The sequence below is a fragment of the Streptomyces venezuelae ATCC 10712 genome, from assembly GCF_008639165.1.
GTDB lineage: Bacteria > Actinomycetota > Actinomycetes > Streptomycetales > Streptomycetaceae > Streptomyces > Streptomyces venezuelae.
The window spans coordinates 4,773,173-4,788,423 of record NZ_CP029197.1 but is presented as its reverse complement, the minus strand read 5'-3'; the positions used below and the strand labels follow the sequence as shown (position 1 = coordinate 4,788,423).

Below are 15,251 nucleotides of genomic sequence, written 5' to 3'. Positions count from 1 at the left end.
CGGACAAGAACGGCTCCGGCGGGGCACTACCGTGCCCGTATGACGACTGCACTGATTACGGGCGCCACCGCGGGCATCGGGGCCGCCTTCGCACGGAGACTCGCGGCGGACGGTCACGATGTCGTGCTCGTGGCACGGGACATGAAGCGGCTCCGGGAGCAGGCGACCGAACTGCACGACCGGCACGGCGTCGAGGCGGAGGTGCTCTCCGCGGACCTCGCGGACGAGAAGGGCATCGCCGCCGTCGAGGCCCGGCTCTCGGATCCGAAGCAGCCGGTGGACCTGCTCGTGAACAACGCCGGCTTCGGCAACAAGGGCCGCTTCCTCGAAGTGTCCATGGCCGACGAGCTGAAGATGCTCACGGTGCACTGTGAGGCGGTGCTGCGGCTGACCTCGGCCGCCGCCGCCTCGATGAAGGAGCGTCACCGCGGCGCCGTGGTCAACGTCGCCTCGGTGGCGGCCTTCGTGCCCCGGGGCACCTACGGGGCGTCGAAGGCCTGGGTCGTGCAGTTCACCCAGGGCGCGGCCCGTGACCTGGCGGGCAGCGGGGTCCGGCTGATGGCGCTCTGCCCGGGCTTCGTACGGACCGAGTTCCACGAGCGGGCCGGCATGGGCACCGACAACATCCCGGGCTGGATGTGGCTGGACGCGGACCGGCTGGTGACGGCGGCGCTCTCGGACCTGGAGCGGGGGAAGACGCTGTCGATCCCCGACCCCCGCTACAAGGCCCTGATGGGTGTGGTGAAGCTGGCGCCGCGCGGTCTGCTCGGCGGGGTGTCGTCGAAGGCGGGCCGCAAGTACGGCCCGAAGTAGCGCCGTTGGGCGTCGGCGCGGTCGTCGGACGTCAGGCGCGGTCGTCGGGGGTGGACAGGGCGTCAGGAGCAGCGCGGTCGCCGGGGGCGGCGCGGTCGTCGGAGGCGGCGCGGTCGTCGGAGGCGGCGAGGGCGGCCAGGTCCAGGTCGGTGGTGGCGCCGTCCTGCCAGGTCACGTGGACGGTGTGGCCGGCGATCCGGACGGCCGCGAGGTCGGCCACCGGGGCCGGGGCCGGCTCGGCGGTGAGTGAGGCGAGGGCGGCGAAGAGGCTCGCCCGTCCGCTCGTGGCGCCGTGCAGGGCCAGGGTGCCGCTGCCCGGACCCTGAAGGGTCTCCCCGGTGGGGAGCGCGGTGGCCTCCCGGTCGGCCGGGTAGCCGTGGACCGGATGGAGCTGGGCGTGCGGCCCGTCGGGGGTGGTGGCCCAGCCGGTCTGCCGTACGGGGGTCCCCTCCGGGGCGTCCAGGACGAGATGGGCGCGGAGCTCGGCGCGGCCGTGGGCGAGGGTCGCCGAGAGGACGCGGATTCCGGGGTGCGGGGTGTGCCGGGAGGCGGCCCAGCGGGGCCCGGTGCCGGCGGGGGCGGCGGCGCCCCGGGTGGTGGGCGCGCCGTCGATGAGGAGCGCGAAGTGGTTGTCGGCGGGGGCGGGCGCGGTGCTGGGGCCGGTGCGGGTGGAGTACGCGTGCCGGGCGTAGCCCGGGTCGTCCTCGCTCGCCTCGGCGCTGTGCACATGGTTGCTGCCGTGGTTGTGGAGGCGTACGAGTCCGTCGGAGGCGGTGGTCTGGACGAGGAGTCCGGCGGGGGCGAAGGGGCGGACGGTGTCGGCGCGTTCGGCGGGCAGGGGTTCCTCGGGGTCGGTCCAGGCGGGGTGGTCCGGGGGCAGCAGGAGGCCGAGGAATCCCTTGGACGCCCAGTAGGGGGAGCCGGGTCCCGAGTACTCCTGGACCAGCGGGGGGTACGGGCCGTGCCAGCCGAGGGTGAGGAGCCCGTCCCCGTCGGTGGCGCCCCGGTCGAGGAAGTACCGCAGGGCGCCGGAGCCGAGGCGGCGGGTCGCGCCGGGGCCGAGCGGGGTGTGTCCGGTGAGGGTGCCGAGCCAGGGTGCGGCGGCCGCGGCGAAGCGGTAGATCAGGGACCTCCCGTACGGGAGGGGGGCGCCGGTGGTGTCGAAGAGGTGGACGTAGTCGTCGAGGTGGGCGCGCAGGCGGGGCCCGTAGCGGTCGAGGAGTTCGCGGTCTGCGGCGAGGTAGGCGTGGAGGACGGGGTAGAAGTGCAGGGCCCAGGCGTTGTAGTGGTCGAAGGCGCGGTTGTCGCCGTCGCTGTACCAGCCGTCGCCGAGATACCAGTCCTCGATGCGGGCGAGGGAGCGGTCGATCGTGGCGGCGGCCCGGTCGGTGTCCAGACCGGCGTCCTGGAGGAAGCCGGCGACGGTGAGGCCGAAGAGCCACCAGTTGTTGTCGACGGGGGACGGGCCGAGGGCGGGCCGGAGCCAGTCGGCGACCTGCTCGCGGGTGCGGTCGTCGAGCCGGTCCCAGAGCCAGCGGCGGGTGAGGCGGAGGCCGAGGGCGACGGAGGCGGATTCGACGACCGCCTGGCGGGTGTCGGCCATCAGCGGCCAGGAGTCCTCGTCCGCGCGTCCGGGCTTCGCGGTTCCGGCGGCGAGCCCTTCGGCGTACCGGTCGAGGTGCCCGTGCGGGTCGTCGCCCCGGGCGCCCGCGACCCTGAGCGCCGCGAGGAGGAAGGTGCGGGCCCAGCCCTCCAGGCCGTCGGAGCGGGGGCCCGACCAGCTGGGGCGGGGGCCGGGGAGGTCGATCAGGCCGTGCCGGGGTGAGGCGAACGGGCGGACGGCTAGCAGGAGTCGGTCAGCGGTGTCCTCCCAGTGGGCACGGGTCCAGCCGGTGTACGGGCTGAGCTCACGGTTCTCGGGCGGCGTGGGCATGATGCTCCCTGTGGCTCCCTGGGGTCCCGCTGATGACATCTGCGTCGCCGGGAATCCTGAACAGGCTCCGATCGAACGTCAAGAGATCCGGAGCGAATGATCGAATTTTCTACCGTTCGATCATTCGGGGCCTCGTGTGATCTAAGGTCGGGGAACCACCACCACCGCGAGGGGGAACTGCGCCGTGCGCGAGAGTGCTGCCGAACGACACGACCGACTGCTGGCCCTGGTGCGCGAGCGCGGCACCGCCCGCGTCGCCGAGCTGGCCGAGCGGCTCGGGGTCTCCCCCGTCACCGCCCGCCGCGACGTCGAACTCCTGGCCGGCCGGGGCCTGCTCGACCGGGTGCACGGCCAGGTGTCCTGGCCGCGGCGGCAGGGCGCGCCCGGCTCGGGCCGCGCCGGCGAGGGCCTGGTCATCGGCCTGCTCGCACCCTCCGCCACGTACTACTTCGCCGAGGTCATCCGGGGTGCGCACGAGGCCGCCGCCCGCGCCGGGGCCCGGCTCGTGCTGCGCGTCTCGGACTACCGGCCGGAGGAGGACAAGGCCCGCACCGAGGGGCTGCTCGCGGCCGGCGCCGAGGGCGTGCTCGTCGCGCCCGGCTGGCGGGGGCCCGAGGACCGGCTCGCGTACGGGGACTGGCTGGCCGAACTGCCCGTACCCGCCGTCCTCCTGGAGCGGCGGGCCGAGCCGGGCAGCCCGCTCGACGGCCTCGACCGGGTCGCCTCCGACCACGGCCACGGCGTCCTGCTCGCCCTGCGCCACCTGCTGTCCCTCGGGCACGCGACGCCGCTGCTCGTGGCCCGCCGGGACTCCCCGACCGCGCTCGCGGTGCGCGCCGGTTACGCCGAGGCGCTGGGGACCCTGGGCCTCGCCGAACCGCGGCCCGTCATCGACTCCGTACCGGCGGAGGCCGACCCGGAGGGCTTCGAGCGGGCGGTAAGGGCCCTGCACGAGGCGGTCGGCTCGGGACTCGCGAGCGCGGCCCTGGTGCACAACGACGTGGACGCGATCGAGATCGTGCAGCGGCTGGCCGAGCTGGGGGTGCGGGTGCCGCAGGACCTGGCCCTGATCGCGTACGACGACGAGGTCGCCGCGCTGGCCGACACCCCGCTCACGGCGGTCGCCCCGCCCAAGCGGCAGGTGGGCCGGCACGCCACCGAACTCCTGGTGGAGCGGCTCGTCGAGCGGGACGCGGGTCCCGAGGAGGACGCGGCTCGACGTCATCTGGGGCTGCTGCCGAGGCTGCGGGTGCGGGCGTCCTGCGGGGCCCACACCGCGTAAGCCTTTGATCTTTTTTCGATCAATCAATCTTTCGCTCTTGACTTCGGTCATGAACGGTCACAGGATCACGGCCACAACCTCCCCCGCCGCCCCGCACCCAGGAGCCGTGCCGTGACCCGTAGTTGGAGCAGAACGTCCCGTGTCATAGCCGGCACCGCCACCGCCCTCGCCGTTCTCACGGCCTGCGGCGGCAGCGGTGACGACACAGCGAACACCGGCGCCGCGAACAAGCCGAACGGGCCCGTCACCCTCACCTTCTGGGGCTGGGCCAAGGGCTCCAAGGACGTCGTGGACGCCTTCAACGCCTCCCACACCGACATCCAGGTCAAGTTCGAGGAGATCCCCTCCGGCACCGCCGGCGGCTACGCCAAGATCTCCAACGCCGTGAAGGCCGGCAACGCCCCCGACCTCGTCTCCATCGAGTACTCCTCGCTCCCCGAGTTCGTGAGCTCCGGCGCCCTCCAGGACATCGGCGGCGAGTTCACCGAGGCCGACCGCGCCAAGCTCCTCCCCCAGACCGTCGAACTCACCACCCTCGGCGGCAAGTCCTGGGCCGTCCCCTTCGACGCCGCCCCGCAGGCCTTCTTCTACCGCAAGGACCTCTTCGCGAAGTACAAGGTCCAGGTCCCCACCACCTGGGACGAGTTCAAGAAGGCCGCCGAGCAGGTCAAGAAGGCCGACGCCAAGGCCCGCATCGCCACCTTCTTCCCGGACGACCCCACCACCTTCGAGGCGATGGCCTGGCAGGCCGGCGCCCAGTGGTTCAAGGCCGAGAACGACACCTGGAAGATCAACACCACCGACGCCGCCACCACCAAGGTCGCCACCTACTGGCAGGGCCTCCTCGACGCCGGACTCGTCCACAAGAACGCCTCCTTCAGCCCCGAATGGACCGGCTCCCTCAAGAACGGCACCACCATCGGCTACCTCGGCGCCTCCTGGGGCGCCGGCGTCCTCAAGGGCACCCTGCCCGAGCAGAACGGCAAGTGGGCCGTCGCCCCCATGCCCAGCTGGGACGGCAAGCCCGCCAGCGGCATGCTCGGCGGCACCTCCTTCGCCGTGACCAAGGACAGCAAGCAGAAGGCCGCCGCCGTCACCTTCGCCGAGTGGATGTCCACCACCGAGGCGGGCGTGAAGGCCCGCATCGCCTCCGGCACCTCCTCCGCCTTCCCCGCCGCCGCGGCCCTCCGCCCCGTCGCCAAGAAGGCCTTCGACGCGAGCTACTACGGCGGCCAGGACATCTACGCCCTCTTCGAGGCGGCCGGCACCTCCATCAGCCCGAACTGGGCCTGGGGACCGACCACCGGCACCACCAACACCACCATCAAGGACCACTTCGGCAAGATCACCCAGGGCGGCCCCGGCATCACCGACGCCGTCAAGGCCGGCCACGACGCCACCGTCGCCGAACTCACCAAGCGCGGCCTGAAGGTCGAGGGCTGACCGGATGAAGGCCCGCACCCGCGCCGCCACGATCCTGCTGACCCCCTTCTTCCTGCTGTTCACCGCGGTGATGGTGGTGCCGATCGGATACGCGGTCTGGCTCAGCCTCTTCACCGAGAAACAGTCCGGACTGGGCTTCGGCGGCACCGAGACCGTCTTCACCGGCCTCGACAACTACACCGCGGCGCTGGGTGACCGGGCCTTCCGCGAGGGCTTCGGCGTCCTGCTCGGCTACTGCCTGCTCTACATCCCGCTGCTGCTCGCCGGGGCCCTCGGCCTCGCCCTCCTGCTCGACTCGGCGCTCGCCCGCGCCCGCCGCTTCTTCCAGCTCGCGCTCTTCCTGCCGCACGCCGTCCCCGGCATCATCGCCGCCCTGATCTGGGTCTACCTCTACACGCCCCAGCTCAGCCCCGTCGTCCAGGCCATGGAGGCCGGCGGCATCGGCTTCGACTTCTTCTCCCCCGAAGGCGCCCTGCCCTCCGTCGTCAACATCGCCCTGTGGGAATGGCTCGGCTACAACATGGTCATCTTCTACGCGGCCCTCCAGGCCATCGACCGCTCCGTCCTCGAAGCGGCCACCGTCGACGGGGCCGGAGCCTGGCGCATCGCCTTCTCCGTCAAGATCCCGCTCGTCAAGGCCTCCCTCGCGATGGTCGCCCTCTTCACGATCATCGGCTCCCTCCAGCTCTTCACCGAGCCGCTGATCCTCAACAAGGGCACCGGCTCCGCCGTCACCTCCACCTGGACGCCGAACATGTACGCCTACACCGCGGCCTTCGACCGCAACGACTACGGGCTCGCCGCGGCCGCCTCCGTACTCCTCGCCCTGACGGCGGCACTGCTCTCCTTCGCCGTGACACGGATGACGGGCCGCCGCAAGGCCGGGAAGGAGCGCACGGCATGACCGGCCGACCCCGCACCGGCTCCGTCTGGCTCTCCAAGGCGGCCGTCAACGGCGCCCTCGTCCTCGCCGTCGTCTACATGCTCTTCCCGCTCGTCTGGCTGCTCACCGCCGCCACCAAGGACGCCGGCGGCCTGCTCGCCGGGAACGCCTTCTCCTTCGAGGGCTTCGACCTCGGCGGCAACCTCTCCCGGCTCGCCGCGTACAACGACGGCATCTACTTCCACTGGTACGCCAACAGCCTCCTCTACGCCGGAGCCGGCGCCCTCGCCTGCTCGCTGGTGAGCGTCGCCGCCGGATACGCCTTCCACGTCTACGACTTCCGGGGCAAGGAGAAGCTCTTCGGCCTCGTCCTCCTGGGCGTGCTCGTCCCCACCACCGCGCTCGCCCTGCCCATGTACCTGCTCGCCAGCGAGATCGGCGTCGTCAACACCTACTGGGCCGTCCTGATCCCCGTCCTCGTCAACCCCTTCGGCGTCTACCTGTCCCGGGTCTTCTGCGCCGGCTACATCCCCGACGAGGCCCTGGAGGCCGCCCGTATCGACGGGGCGGGCGAACTGCGCGTCTTCTGGTCCATCGGACTGCGCATGGTCATGCCCGGCTTCGTGACCGTCTTCCTCTTCCAGTTCACCGCCGTCTGGAACAACTTCTTCCTCCCCCTGGTGATGCTCTCGGACCAGAAGCTCTACCCGCTGAGCCTCGGCCTGTACGCGTGGAACAGCAACGCCCACGCCGAACCCGACTTCTACCCCCTCGTCGTCACCGGATCCCTGCTCGCCGTCGTCCCCCTCGTCGTCGCCTTCGTCTCCCTCCAGCGCCACTGGAAGGCCGGTCTGACGGCCGGCAGCGTCAAGTGAGGAGCTCAGGTACCACGATGCACCCGACCACTGACAACCGCCCCGCGCTGCTGCTCGCCATGGGCGAAGGGGTGGCCGACCGCCTCCTCACCCCCGCGCACCGCACCCGCCTCACGGCCCTCACCCGCACCGACGCGCACCTGGTGGCCCCCGACCTGACCACCTCCGACCCCCGCGTCACCACCGCCCTCGCCGAGGCCGAGATCCTCCTCACCTGCTGGGGAGCGACCCCGCTCACCGCCGACGTCCTGGACCGCGCACCGCGCCTGCGGGCCGTCGTCCACGCGGCCGGCTCCGTCAAGCACCACGTCACCGAGGCCTGCTGGGACCGCGGCCTGCGCGTCACCTCGGCCGCCGCCGCCAACGCGCTGCCCGTCGCCGAGTACACCCTCGCCGCGATCCTCTTCGCCGGGAAACGGGTCCTCGGCTCGGCCCAGCGGTACGCCGAACTCCGCACCGACCACGCCTGGCTCGCCGAGTCCGCCGACTGGGGCAACTACCGCCGCACGGTCGGCATCGTCGGCGCCTCCCGCATCGGCCGCCGGGTGATCGAGCTCCTGCGCCCCTTCGACATCGAGATCCTCCTGTACGACCCGTACGTGGAAGTCCCGCCCCCCGGCGTCCACCTGATGACCGACCTCGACGAACTCTGCGCCCGCAGCACCGTCGTCTCGGTCCACGCACCCCAACTCCCGTCCACGCACCACATGATCGGCGCGCCCCAACTGGCCGCGATGCGGGACGGAACGACCCTGATCAACACCTCCCGCGGCTCCCTGATCGACGAGAAGTCCCTCCTCCCCCACCTGACCTCGGGCCGCCTCCACGCGACCCTGGACGTCACGGACCCGGAACTCCCGCCCCCGGACTCCCCCCTCTACACCCTCCCGAACGTCCTCCTCACCCCCCACGTGGCAGGCTCCCTCGGCAACGAACTCCACCGCATGACGGACCAGGCACTCGACGAGGTGGCACGCTACGTCCGCGGCGAACCCTTCGCGGAGGAGGTACGGGCGTCGGACCTGACGCGCTCGGCGTAGCCGGCCGGCCTGCCCGCTCCATGCGCCCCACCTAGACTGGAGGGGTCCCACCTGGGTCGGGATCGGGAGGCGTCATGACGTTCACGCAGATCATCGACTTCAAGACCAGCCGGATCGACGACATGACCCGGCTCATGGACCGGTGGATCGAGCAGACGCAGGGCAAGCGGACCGCCACGCACAGCGTTCTCGGCAAGGACCGGGCGGATTCCTCGCACCTGGTGGAGATCGTCGAGTTCCCCTCGTACGACGTGGCCATGCGGAACTCTCAGCTGCCCGAGACCGACCGGATCTTCCGGGAGATGGTGGCGCTCTGTGACGAGATGCCGACCTTCACGGACCTGGACGTGGTCCGGGACGAGGCGCTGTACAAGGCCAACGCCCGGCGGCTGCTGGAGATGTTCGCCACCGAGGAGGAGCTCGCGCTGCTCGACGAGGTGCTGGCCGAGGGCTATCACGACCACGATCCGACCAACGAGCAGGACGTCATCGGCATGGACGCCGTCCGGCGCGAGGTGGAGATGTGGCGGGGCGGCTTCGACTTCGCCTTCACCGTCGACGACCAGATCGCCGAGGGCGACCGGGTCTGCACCCGGTGGACCTGGCGGGGCAGCCACTCCGGCGACTTCATGGGGCTTCAGCCGACCGGCATGGAGGTGAGCATGACCGGCACGGTCGTCCACCGCTTCCGGGACGACGGCAAGATCGTCGAGGGATGGTGGCAGTACGACCTGCTCGGGCTGATGGGGCAGCTCGGCGCCGTGGAGGGCTGACGGAGAAAGGCCGAGGCCCGGTGCCCCCGCGACGGGGGCACCGGGCCTCGGTGCTGAGTCGGCTGCCTCAGTGGGAGTGGCCGTGACCGTGGCCGTGGCCGTGGTCCGCGGGCTCCTCTTCCTTCTTCTCCACCACGAGGGTCTCGGTGGTGAGGAGGAGGGAGGCGATCGAGGCGGCGTTCTCCAGGGCGGAGCGCGTCACCTTCACCGGGTCGATGACGCCGGCCTTGACCAGGTCGCCGTACTCGCCGGTCGCGGCGTTGAAGCCCTGGCCCTTGTCGAGCTCCGCCACCTTCGAGGTGATGACGTAGCCCTCGAGGCCGGCGTTCTCGGCGATCCAGCGCAGCGGCTCGACGGCGGCGCGGCGGACGACCGCGACACCCGTGCCCTCGTCGCCGGTCTTGCCGAGGTTGCCCTCGAGGACCTTGACGGCGTGGACCAGAGCGGAGCCACCACCGGAGACGATGCCCTCCTCGACCGCGGCGCGGGTCGCGGAGATGGCGTCCTCCAGACGGTGCTTCTTCTCCTTCAGCTCCACCTCGGTGGCGGCGCCGACCTTGATCACGCACACGCCGCCGGCCAGCTTCGCGAGGCGCTCCTGGAGCTTCTCGCGGTCCCAGTCGGAGTCCGTGGACTCGATCTCGGCCTTGATCTGGCCGACGCGGCCCGCGATGTCCTCGGCGTTGCCGCCACCGTCGACGATGGTGGTGGAGTCCTTGGTGATGGTGACGCGGCGGGCGGTGCCCAGCACGTCCAGACCGGCCTGGTCGAGCTTGAGGCCGACCTCCTCGGCGATGACGGTGGCACCGGTGAGGGTGGCCATGTCGCCGAGCATCGCCTTGCGGCGGTCGCCGAAGCCGGGGGCCTTGACGGCCACGGCGTTGAAGGTGCCACGGATCTTGTTGACGACCAGGGTCGACAGGGCCTCGCCCTCGACGTCCTCGGCGATGATCAGCAGCGGCTTGCTGGCGCCGGCCTGGATGACCTTCTCCAGGATGGGCAGCAGGTCCTGGATCGAGGAGATCTTGCCCTGGTTGATCAGGATGTACGGGTCGTCGAGGACGGCCTCCATACGCTCCTGGTCGGTCACCATGTACGGGGACAGGTAGCCCTTGTCGAAGGCCATGCCCTCGGTGAAGTCGAGCTCCAGGCCGAAGGTGTTGGACTCCTCGACGGTGATGACACCGTCCTTGCCGACCTTGTCCATCGCCTCGGCGATGAGCTCGCCGACCTGCTGGTCCTGCGCGGAGAGCGCGGCGACGGCGGCGATGTCGGACTTGTCGTCGATCGGGCGCGCGGTGGCGAGGAGCTCCTCGGAGACGGCCTTGACGGCGGCGTCGATGCCCTTCTTGAGGGCGGCCGGGGAGGCGCCGGCGGCGACGTTGCGCAGACCCTCGCGGACCAGGGCCTGGGCGAGCACGGTGGCGGTGGTGGTGCCGTCACCCGCGATGTCGTTGGTCTTGGTCGCCACCTCCTTCACCAGCTGGGCGCCGAGGTTCTCGTACGGGTCCTCGATCTCGACCTCGCGGGCGATCGTGACACCGTCGTTGGTGATGGTGGGGGCGCCGAACTTCTTGTCGATGACGACGTTGCGGCCCTTGGGGCCGATCGTCACCTTCACCGTGTCGGCAAGCTTGTTGACGCCGCGCTCAAGGGCGCGACGGGCGTCCTCGTCGAACTTCAGGATCTTCGCCATGGGAGCGGTTCAGCCCTCTCGGAATCGGGTGGAACGAACCGCGCCCCGGGGCGCCTGGAAGGGGCCTCGGGGCGCAGCTCGGAGCATCTGCTTCAGTGCTCGGTACTTCGGTACTTCAGTACGTCGGTGAATTACTTCTCGACGATCGCGAGCACGTCGCGAGCCGAGAGGACGAGGTACTCCTCGCCGTTGTACTTCACCTCGGTGCCGCCGTACTTGCTGTACAGCACGACATCGCCGGTCTTGACGTCGAGCGGCAGACGCTCGCCGTTCTCGAAGCGGCCCGGGCCCACGGCCAGGACGACGCCCTCCTGGGGCTTCTCCTTGGCGGTGTCCGGAATGACCAGGCCAGAGGCGGTGGTCTGCTCGGCGTCGAGCGGCTGGACCACAATGCGGTCCTCGAGCGGCTTGATGGCAACCTTGGAGCTGGTGGTCGTCACGATCCGACCTCCCCCTTCGGAGATCTCACGGGGTTAACTGTCTGAGGTGGCGACCAGGTCGATCCGTCGTCGCGGGTGCCGGACCTGCCTGTCGCTGTGTTGGCACTCTCCAGTGGGGAGTGCCAGAGCCGAGACTATGACCGCGATTAGCACTCGGTCAAGCGGAGTGCCAATTCCTTGCCGTCGAGCGCGTCGTCGCGGTGGTCACCGCGCCCGTCGCCCGCCCCCTCGTCACACCCCCGTGGCCGTCCCGTGAGGACAACGTGCTCGCGGAGCCCGCGGTTCCGTACGAGGGTTCGGGCATGGCGACCACACCCCGCCCCCGGCAGCGCACGGTCCACGACGTCCTGCTCGCGCTGGCACTCCTCCTGCTCGACGTCGGGTTCGTCCTCTTCGCCGTCTTCACCCTCCTCTTCCGCCCCTGGGGGTCGCGGTACGACCCGGAGCGGCCGGGGCCGCCGCCCATGGACTGGGTGCCGGTGCTGACCTTCGGGGCGATCACGGCCGGGATCCTGCTCCTGGCGTTCGCGCTGTGGCGCGGCGGCTGGTCCTGGGCTCCCGGGGGCCAGTTCGCCGCCGCCCTGCTGCTCGCGTTCCTCACGGTGCACGGGGCGACGCAGGAGTGGGCGCGCTCGCACCCCGCCCCGCCGCCCGCCCAGGCGCCGGTGGAGGGGCGCTGCGTGTGCACCAGCGGGGGCGGGCCGTGCGAGTGCCCGGGAGGGTGAGGCCCGCCTCGCCCGCCTCGCCCGCCACGCCCGCCACGCCGCGGTCAGCCCCCTCAGCCCCTAGGGAGCCCCTAGGGGAGCCCCTCCGCCCGTACGTGCTCCACGTTCGCGCGGCGGCCGTCCCCGTCACGGGTCTGCTCCACCGCCTTGCGGCCGAGGCGTTCCAGCGGGTCGACGGCGGAGGCGCAGCCGGTGAGGCCGAGCAGCAGGACCGCGGCGACCAGGGCACCCGTACCGCGCCGCCGGCTCATACGTAGTCCTCCAGCTTCGCGACCGCGTACCCCTTGGAGGTGATCACGTTCATGACCCTGCGGATCATGTCGGGCATGGTGCCCTTCCAGTCCTCCTTGCCCCGGAAGTGGGTGAGCACGATGTCGCCGGGGTGGAGGTCCCGGTCCCACTCGCGCCACTCCATGTGGTCGGGGAAGGCCTCGGAGGCCCACAGCGGGACGGCCTTGACGCCGCAGCTCTTGGCCGCGCGCAGGGTGTCCTCGTTGTAGTTGCCGTAGGGCGGGCGGAAGAGCGGGGGCCGCTTGCCGAATCGTTTCTCGATGACGTCCTGCATGCCGCAGATCTCGCGCTTCTGCTGGCTGTACGAGAGTCCCGGCAGATAGCGGTGGTTGAGAGTGTGGTTGTGGAGCGAGACCCCGGACTCCTGCGACTTCTGCATCCGGGCGAAGTAGCCGTAGTCGTCCTTGACGACGTAGTCGCTGAGGAAGGCGCTGTACGGAATCCTCAGCTCCTTCATCATCCGGAGCAGCTCGGGGTCCTTCTCCGCGCCGTCGTCGATCGTCAGGAAGACGACCTTCTGCTTGGTCGGCACGGTGGTGAAGACGGGCGGCAGTCCTTCGCCGTCCGTCTCGAAGCCCTTGCGGGTGGTGATCTTCGGCTTGACGGCCGGCGGTGCGGGGGCTTCGAGCGGCGGCTTGGCGAGACCCCACTTCTTGGCGGCGAGCACCCGGGCGGCACGCTGCGCGCGGACCTTCTCCACGTACGCGTTGAGCGCACCGGCCGCCGCCTGCCCCTGGGCCTGCTGGCCGGCCGCGGGGGCGGGCGCGCCGCGGTCCGGCCCGGTGTCCTCGGAGCAGGCGGTGGCGGCGGAGGCGAGGGCGGCGACGACGAGCGCGGCTCCGAGCACCCGGGTGGAACGGTGCACACCTTTTGCCATCGTTTATTCCTTTTGTCGTACGAGTCGTATGGCGCCGCATCCTGTCAGCGCGGAAGCCCCTCACGGGGTACGACACCGCCCGTACGTGCCCTCCGTCCCCCGGCCGGCCCACAGCACCACAGGGCCCACAATGGGACGGGTGACCGACCACGCCTTCCTCGCCCCGCTGCTCACCCCCGAGGGGCAGACGCTCCTCACCGCCCTCCGCGACCACGACCCCGCCCAGGAACTGGCGGTCGTCTCCCGGCTGCGCCGCGACCACCCCGCCGAGCTGGTCATGGCGGCCGTCGGGCAGGCCCGGCTGAGGCAGCGGGCGGTGGCGAAGTTCGGCGCGGAGGACGCGTACCTGATGTACTTCACCCCGAACGGCGTGGAGCAGTCCACGCGCGCCTCGGTCGGCACGTACCGGGCGGCCCGGATGAAGGCGCTCGGGGTGCGGAGCGTCGCGGACCTCTGCTCCGGGATCGGCGGCGACGCGATCGCCCTCGCCCGCGCCGGGATCTCGGTCCTGGCCGTGGACCGCGACCCGCTGACCGCCGAGGTGGCCCGCGCCAACGCCGAGGCGCTCGGCCTCGGGGAGCTGATCGAGGTGCGCTGCGCCGACGTCGCGGAGATCGACACCAGCCCGTACGACGCGGTGTTCGTGGACCCGGCGCGGCGCGGGGGGCGGGGCAGGATCTTCGACCCCGAGGCGTACTCCCCGCCGCTGTCCTGGGCGGTCGAGGCGGCCCGCAAGGCCCCGCACGCGGCCCTGAAGGTGGCCCCGGGCATCCCGCACGAGGCGGTCCCCGAGGAGGCCGAGGCGGAGTGGATCTCGGACGGCGGGGACGTCAAGGAGGCCGTCCTCTGGTTCGGTACGGAGCCGGGCGCGCGCCGCGCCACGCTGCTGCCCTCCGGCGCGGGCCTCACCGGCCGCGGCCTCCCCGACCCGGCGGTCCGCCCGGTCGGCCGCTACCTGTACGAGCCGGACGGCGCCGTGATCCGCGCGCACCTGGTCGCCGAGGTGGCGGAGGAGCTGGGCGGCGGGCTGATCGACGAGACGATCGCGTACGTCACGGCCGACGGGCTCGTGCCGACCCCGTACGCCGCCGCGTACGAGATCACCGACGAACTCCCCTTCAACCTGAAGAAGCTGAAGGCGCTGCTGCGGGAGCGCGAGGTCGGCACCCTCACGGTGAAGAAGCGCGGCTCGGCGGTCGAACCGGAGGAGATCCGCCGCAAGGTGAAGCCGAAGGGCCCGAACGCGGCGACGGTCCTGCTGACCCGGGTCGCGGGAGCCCCGACGATGCTGATCGGCCGCCCGGCGGGCGGCCGCTAGCCACCAGGCGCCGCGCCACCGGCGACGGGAAGGCCGCAGGTCGTCGCGCCACCGGCGACGGCAGCCGCAGACCCTACGGCGCCGCGCTACCGGCGACCGGAAGGCCGCAGGCCCTTAAGACCGCAGGCCCTACGGCGCCGCGCCACCAGCGCAGGGAAGGCCGCAGGCCCCACGGCCTCGCGCTACCGCCCGCCCGTCAGCCGGACCGCGAGGCGGTAGTGGCCGACGGCCTTCGACAGGCCCGTCAGGCCCGTGATCCAGAGGATCAGGGCGACGCCCATGCCGTAGACGACCAGGCCGTAGCCGTCGTCGCGGCTGACGCCCAGCGGCACCGCGAAGCCCATCCAGAGGCCGAAGCCGCACATCGCGAAGGACAGCAGCAGCCAGCAGACACTGAGGACCGGGGCGCGCAGCCGGGCGTCCGTCGGGCCGTGCCGGTCCAGGGCCGCCCACTGGGCGAGGCGTTCGCGGACGGTCCGGTCCCGCCGGTGGCTGCGGACCGTCAGCCACACGGCCGGGACGAGGACCCCGACGCCGAGGAGGGCCGTGACGAGCCCGGTCATCAGCAGCAGCGGGTCCAGGACGGGCTGTCCGACCGAGGTGACCAGGACGCCGATCATGCCCCAGCCGAGCTGGAGCAGCACGAACCAGAGCAGGAACGCCGCGAGCCGCCCGCCGCCGAGCAGCCGCCTGCCCAACTCGTCGAGCGCCAGCGCCCGGTCGGCGAGCCGCGCCTCCCGGTCGGGCCAGCTCTGGAGTTCGGCGGGCGGGGGCGGCGGAGGCAACGGGGTACGCGGGGACATGCCAAGCACCCTACGGGTGGGCACGACCGCGCCGACCGGAGGGCCGGGCGCCCCGCCCC

At 71.8% G+C, this 15,251-nt stretch carries 15 protein-coding genes; 9 read left to right on the top strand and 6 right to left on the bottom strand.

The genetic code is table 11. The annotated features are described in order from the left end of the window. Positions 1 to 39 precede the first annotated feature (39 nt). Complete coding sequence (locus DEJ43_RS22285; protein WP_015035637.1) at positions 40 to 813, top strand: SDR family NAD(P)-dependent oxidoreductase; 774 nt, start codon at positions 40 to 42, stop codon at positions 811 to 813. 31 nt (positions 814 to 844) lie between these two features. On the opposite strand, the gene DEJ43_RS22280 is transcribed toward DEJ43_RS22285, so the two are convergent. Continuing rightward, complete coding sequence (locus DEJ43_RS22280; protein ID WP_015035636.1) at positions 845 to 2,746, bottom strand: DUF2264 domain-containing protein; 1,902 nt, start codon at positions 2,744 to 2,746, stop codon at positions 845 to 847. A gap of 184 nt (positions 2,747 to 2,930) precedes the next feature. Here DEJ43_RS22280 and DEJ43_RS22275 point away from each other — a divergent pair, with 184 nt between their 5' ends. From DEJ43_RS22275 to DEJ43_RS22250, 6 genes are all read left to right on the top strand, one after another. Then, a complete protein-coding gene (locus DEJ43_RS22275; RefSeq protein WP_015035635.1) occupies positions 2,931 to 4,028 on the top strand; it encodes a substrate-binding domain-containing protein in 1,098 nt (365 codons plus the stop codon). A gap of 111 nt (positions 4,029 to 4,139) precedes the next feature. Further along, the gene (locus tag DEJ43_RS22270) at positions 4,140 to 5,471 is read left to right on the top strand and encodes an ABC transporter substrate-binding protein (RefSeq protein ID WP_015035634.1); all 1,332 of its coding nucleotides are present in this window, start codon (positions 4,140 to 4,142) and stop codon (positions 5,469 to 5,471) included. Positions 5,472 to 5,475: 4 nt separating this feature from the next. Then, complete coding sequence (locus tag DEJ43_RS22265; RefSeq protein ID WP_015035633.1) at positions 5,476 to 6,375, top strand: carbohydrate ABC transporter permease; 900 nt, start codon at positions 5,476 to 5,478, stop codon at positions 6,373 to 6,375. After that, entirely contained in the window at positions 6,372 to 7,229 is an 858-nt protein-coding gene (locus tag DEJ43_RS22260; protein WP_015035632.1) for a carbohydrate ABC transporter permease, read from the top strand. Before DEJ43_RS22265 ends, DEJ43_RS22260 begins: the two co-directional genes overlap by 4 nt. 17 nt (positions 7,230 to 7,246) lie before the next feature. Next, positions 7,247 to 8,269 (top strand): hydroxyacid dehydrogenase, encoded by a 1,023-nt coding sequence (locus tag DEJ43_RS22255; protein WP_041662779.1) that lies wholly within the window; start codon positions 7,247 to 7,249, stop codon positions 8,267 to 8,269. A gap of 74 nt (positions 8,270 to 8,343) precedes the next feature. Next, entirely contained in the window at positions 8,344 to 9,042 is a 699-nt protein-coding gene (locus DEJ43_RS22250) for an ester cyclase (protein WP_015035630.1), read from the top strand. Between the two features lie 67 nt (positions 9,043 to 9,109). On the opposite strand, the gene groL is transcribed toward DEJ43_RS22250, so the two are convergent. Both groL and groES read right to left on the bottom strand, forming a co-directional pair. Beyond that, entirely contained in the window at positions 9,110 to 10,738 is a 1,629-nt protein-coding gene (gene groL / locus DEJ43_RS22245; protein WP_015035629.1) for a chaperonin GroEL, read from the bottom strand. 131 nt (positions 10,739 to 10,869) lie between these two features. Beyond that, complete coding sequence (gene groES, locus DEJ43_RS22240) at positions 10,870 to 11,178, bottom strand: co-chaperone GroES (RefSeq protein WP_015035628.1); 309 nt, start codon at positions 11,176 to 11,178, stop codon at positions 10,870 to 10,872. 302 nt (positions 11,179 to 11,480) lie between these two features. On the opposite strand from groES, the gene DEJ43_RS22235 reads away from it, so the two are divergent. Continuing rightward, positions 11,481 to 11,903, top strand: a complete 423-nt coding sequence (locus tag DEJ43_RS22235) for a DUF6234 family protein (RefSeq protein WP_145953714.1) — start codon at positions 11,481 to 11,483, stop codon at positions 11,901 to 11,903. 71 nt (positions 11,904 to 11,974) lie between these two features. Here DEJ43_RS22235 and DEJ43_RS22230 read toward each other — a convergent pair whose 3' ends face one another. Together DEJ43_RS22230 and DEJ43_RS22225 are read right to left on the bottom strand one after the other, a co-directional pair. Beyond that, positions 11,975 to 12,154 (bottom strand): hypothetical protein, encoded by a 180-nt coding sequence (locus tag DEJ43_RS22230; RefSeq protein WP_015035626.1) that lies wholly within the window; start codon positions 12,152 to 12,154, stop codon positions 11,975 to 11,977. Then, positions 12,151 to 13,071 (bottom strand): polysaccharide deacetylase family protein, encoded by a 921-nt coding sequence (locus tag DEJ43_RS22225; RefSeq protein ID WP_015035625.1) that lies wholly within the window; start codon positions 13,069 to 13,071, stop codon positions 12,151 to 12,153. Before DEJ43_RS22225 ends, DEJ43_RS22230 begins: the two co-directional genes overlap by 4 nt. Before the next feature lie 130 nt (positions 13,072 to 13,201). Between DEJ43_RS22225 and DEJ43_RS22220 the strand changes: the two genes are divergently transcribed. Next, positions 13,202 to 14,389, top strand: a complete 1,188-nt coding sequence (locus DEJ43_RS22220) for a THUMP-like domain-containing protein (protein ID WP_051025915.1) — start codon at positions 13,202 to 13,204, stop codon at positions 14,387 to 14,389. 182 nt (positions 14,390 to 14,571) lie between these two features. Here DEJ43_RS22220 and DEJ43_RS22215 read toward each other — a convergent pair whose 3' ends face one another. After that, positions 14,572 to 15,192: a hypothetical protein gene (locus tag DEJ43_RS22215; RefSeq protein ID WP_015035623.1), complete on the bottom strand. Its 621-nt coding sequence runs from the start codon at positions 15,190 to 15,192 to the stop codon at positions 14,572 to 14,574. Between the last annotated feature and the right edge of the window lie 59 nt (positions 15,193 to 15,251).

Excerpts from the sequence above, each read along its gene's own strand:
- DEJ43_RS22230 (WP_015035626.1), bottom strand. The coding sequence starts at position 12,154 with ATGAGCCGGCGGCGCGGTACGGGTGCCCTGGTCGCCGCGGTCCTGCTG.
- DEJ43_RS22220 (WP_051025915.1), top strand. The coding sequence starts at position 13,202 with ATGGGACGGGTGACCGACCACGCCTTCCTCGCCCCGCTGCTCACCCCC.
- DEJ43_RS22225 (WP_015035625.1), bottom strand. The coding sequence starts at position 13,071 with ATGGCAAAAGGTGTGCACCGTTCCACCCGGGTGCTCGGAGCCGCGCTC.
- DEJ43_RS22280 (WP_015035636.1), bottom strand. The coding sequence starts at position 2,746 with ATGCCCACGCCGCCCGAGAACCGTGAGCTCAGCCCGTACACCGGCTGG.
- DEJ43_RS22250 (WP_015035630.1), top strand. The coding sequence starts at position 8,344 with ATGACGTTCACGCAGATCATCGACTTCAAGACCAGCCGGATCGACGAC.
- DEJ43_RS22215 (WP_015035623.1), bottom strand. The coding sequence starts at position 15,192 with ATGTCCCCGCGTACCCCGTTGCCTCCGCCGCCCCCGCCCGCCGAACTC.
- groL (WP_015035629.1), bottom strand. The coding sequence starts at position 10,738 with ATGGCGAAGATCCTGAAGTTCGACGAGGACGCCCGTCGCGCCCTTGAG.
- DEJ43_RS22265 (WP_015035633.1), top strand. The coding sequence starts at position 5,476 with ATGAAGGCCCGCACCCGCGCCGCCACGATCCTGCTGACCCCCTTCTTC.
- DEJ43_RS22285 (WP_015035637.1), top strand. The coding sequence starts at position 40 with ATGACGACTGCACTGATTACGGGCGCCACCGCGGGCATCGGGGCCGCC.
- DEJ43_RS22255 (WP_041662779.1), top strand. The coding sequence starts at position 7,247 with ATGCACCCGACCACTGACAACCGCCCCGCGCTGCTGCTCGCCATGGGC.
- DEJ43_RS22260 (WP_015035632.1), top strand. The coding sequence starts at position 6,372 with ATGACCGGCCGACCCCGCACCGGCTCCGTCTGGCTCTCCAAGGCGGCC.
- DEJ43_RS22235 (WP_145953714.1), top strand. The coding sequence starts at position 11,481 with ATGGCGACCACACCCCGCCCCCGGCAGCGCACGGTCCACGACGTCCTG.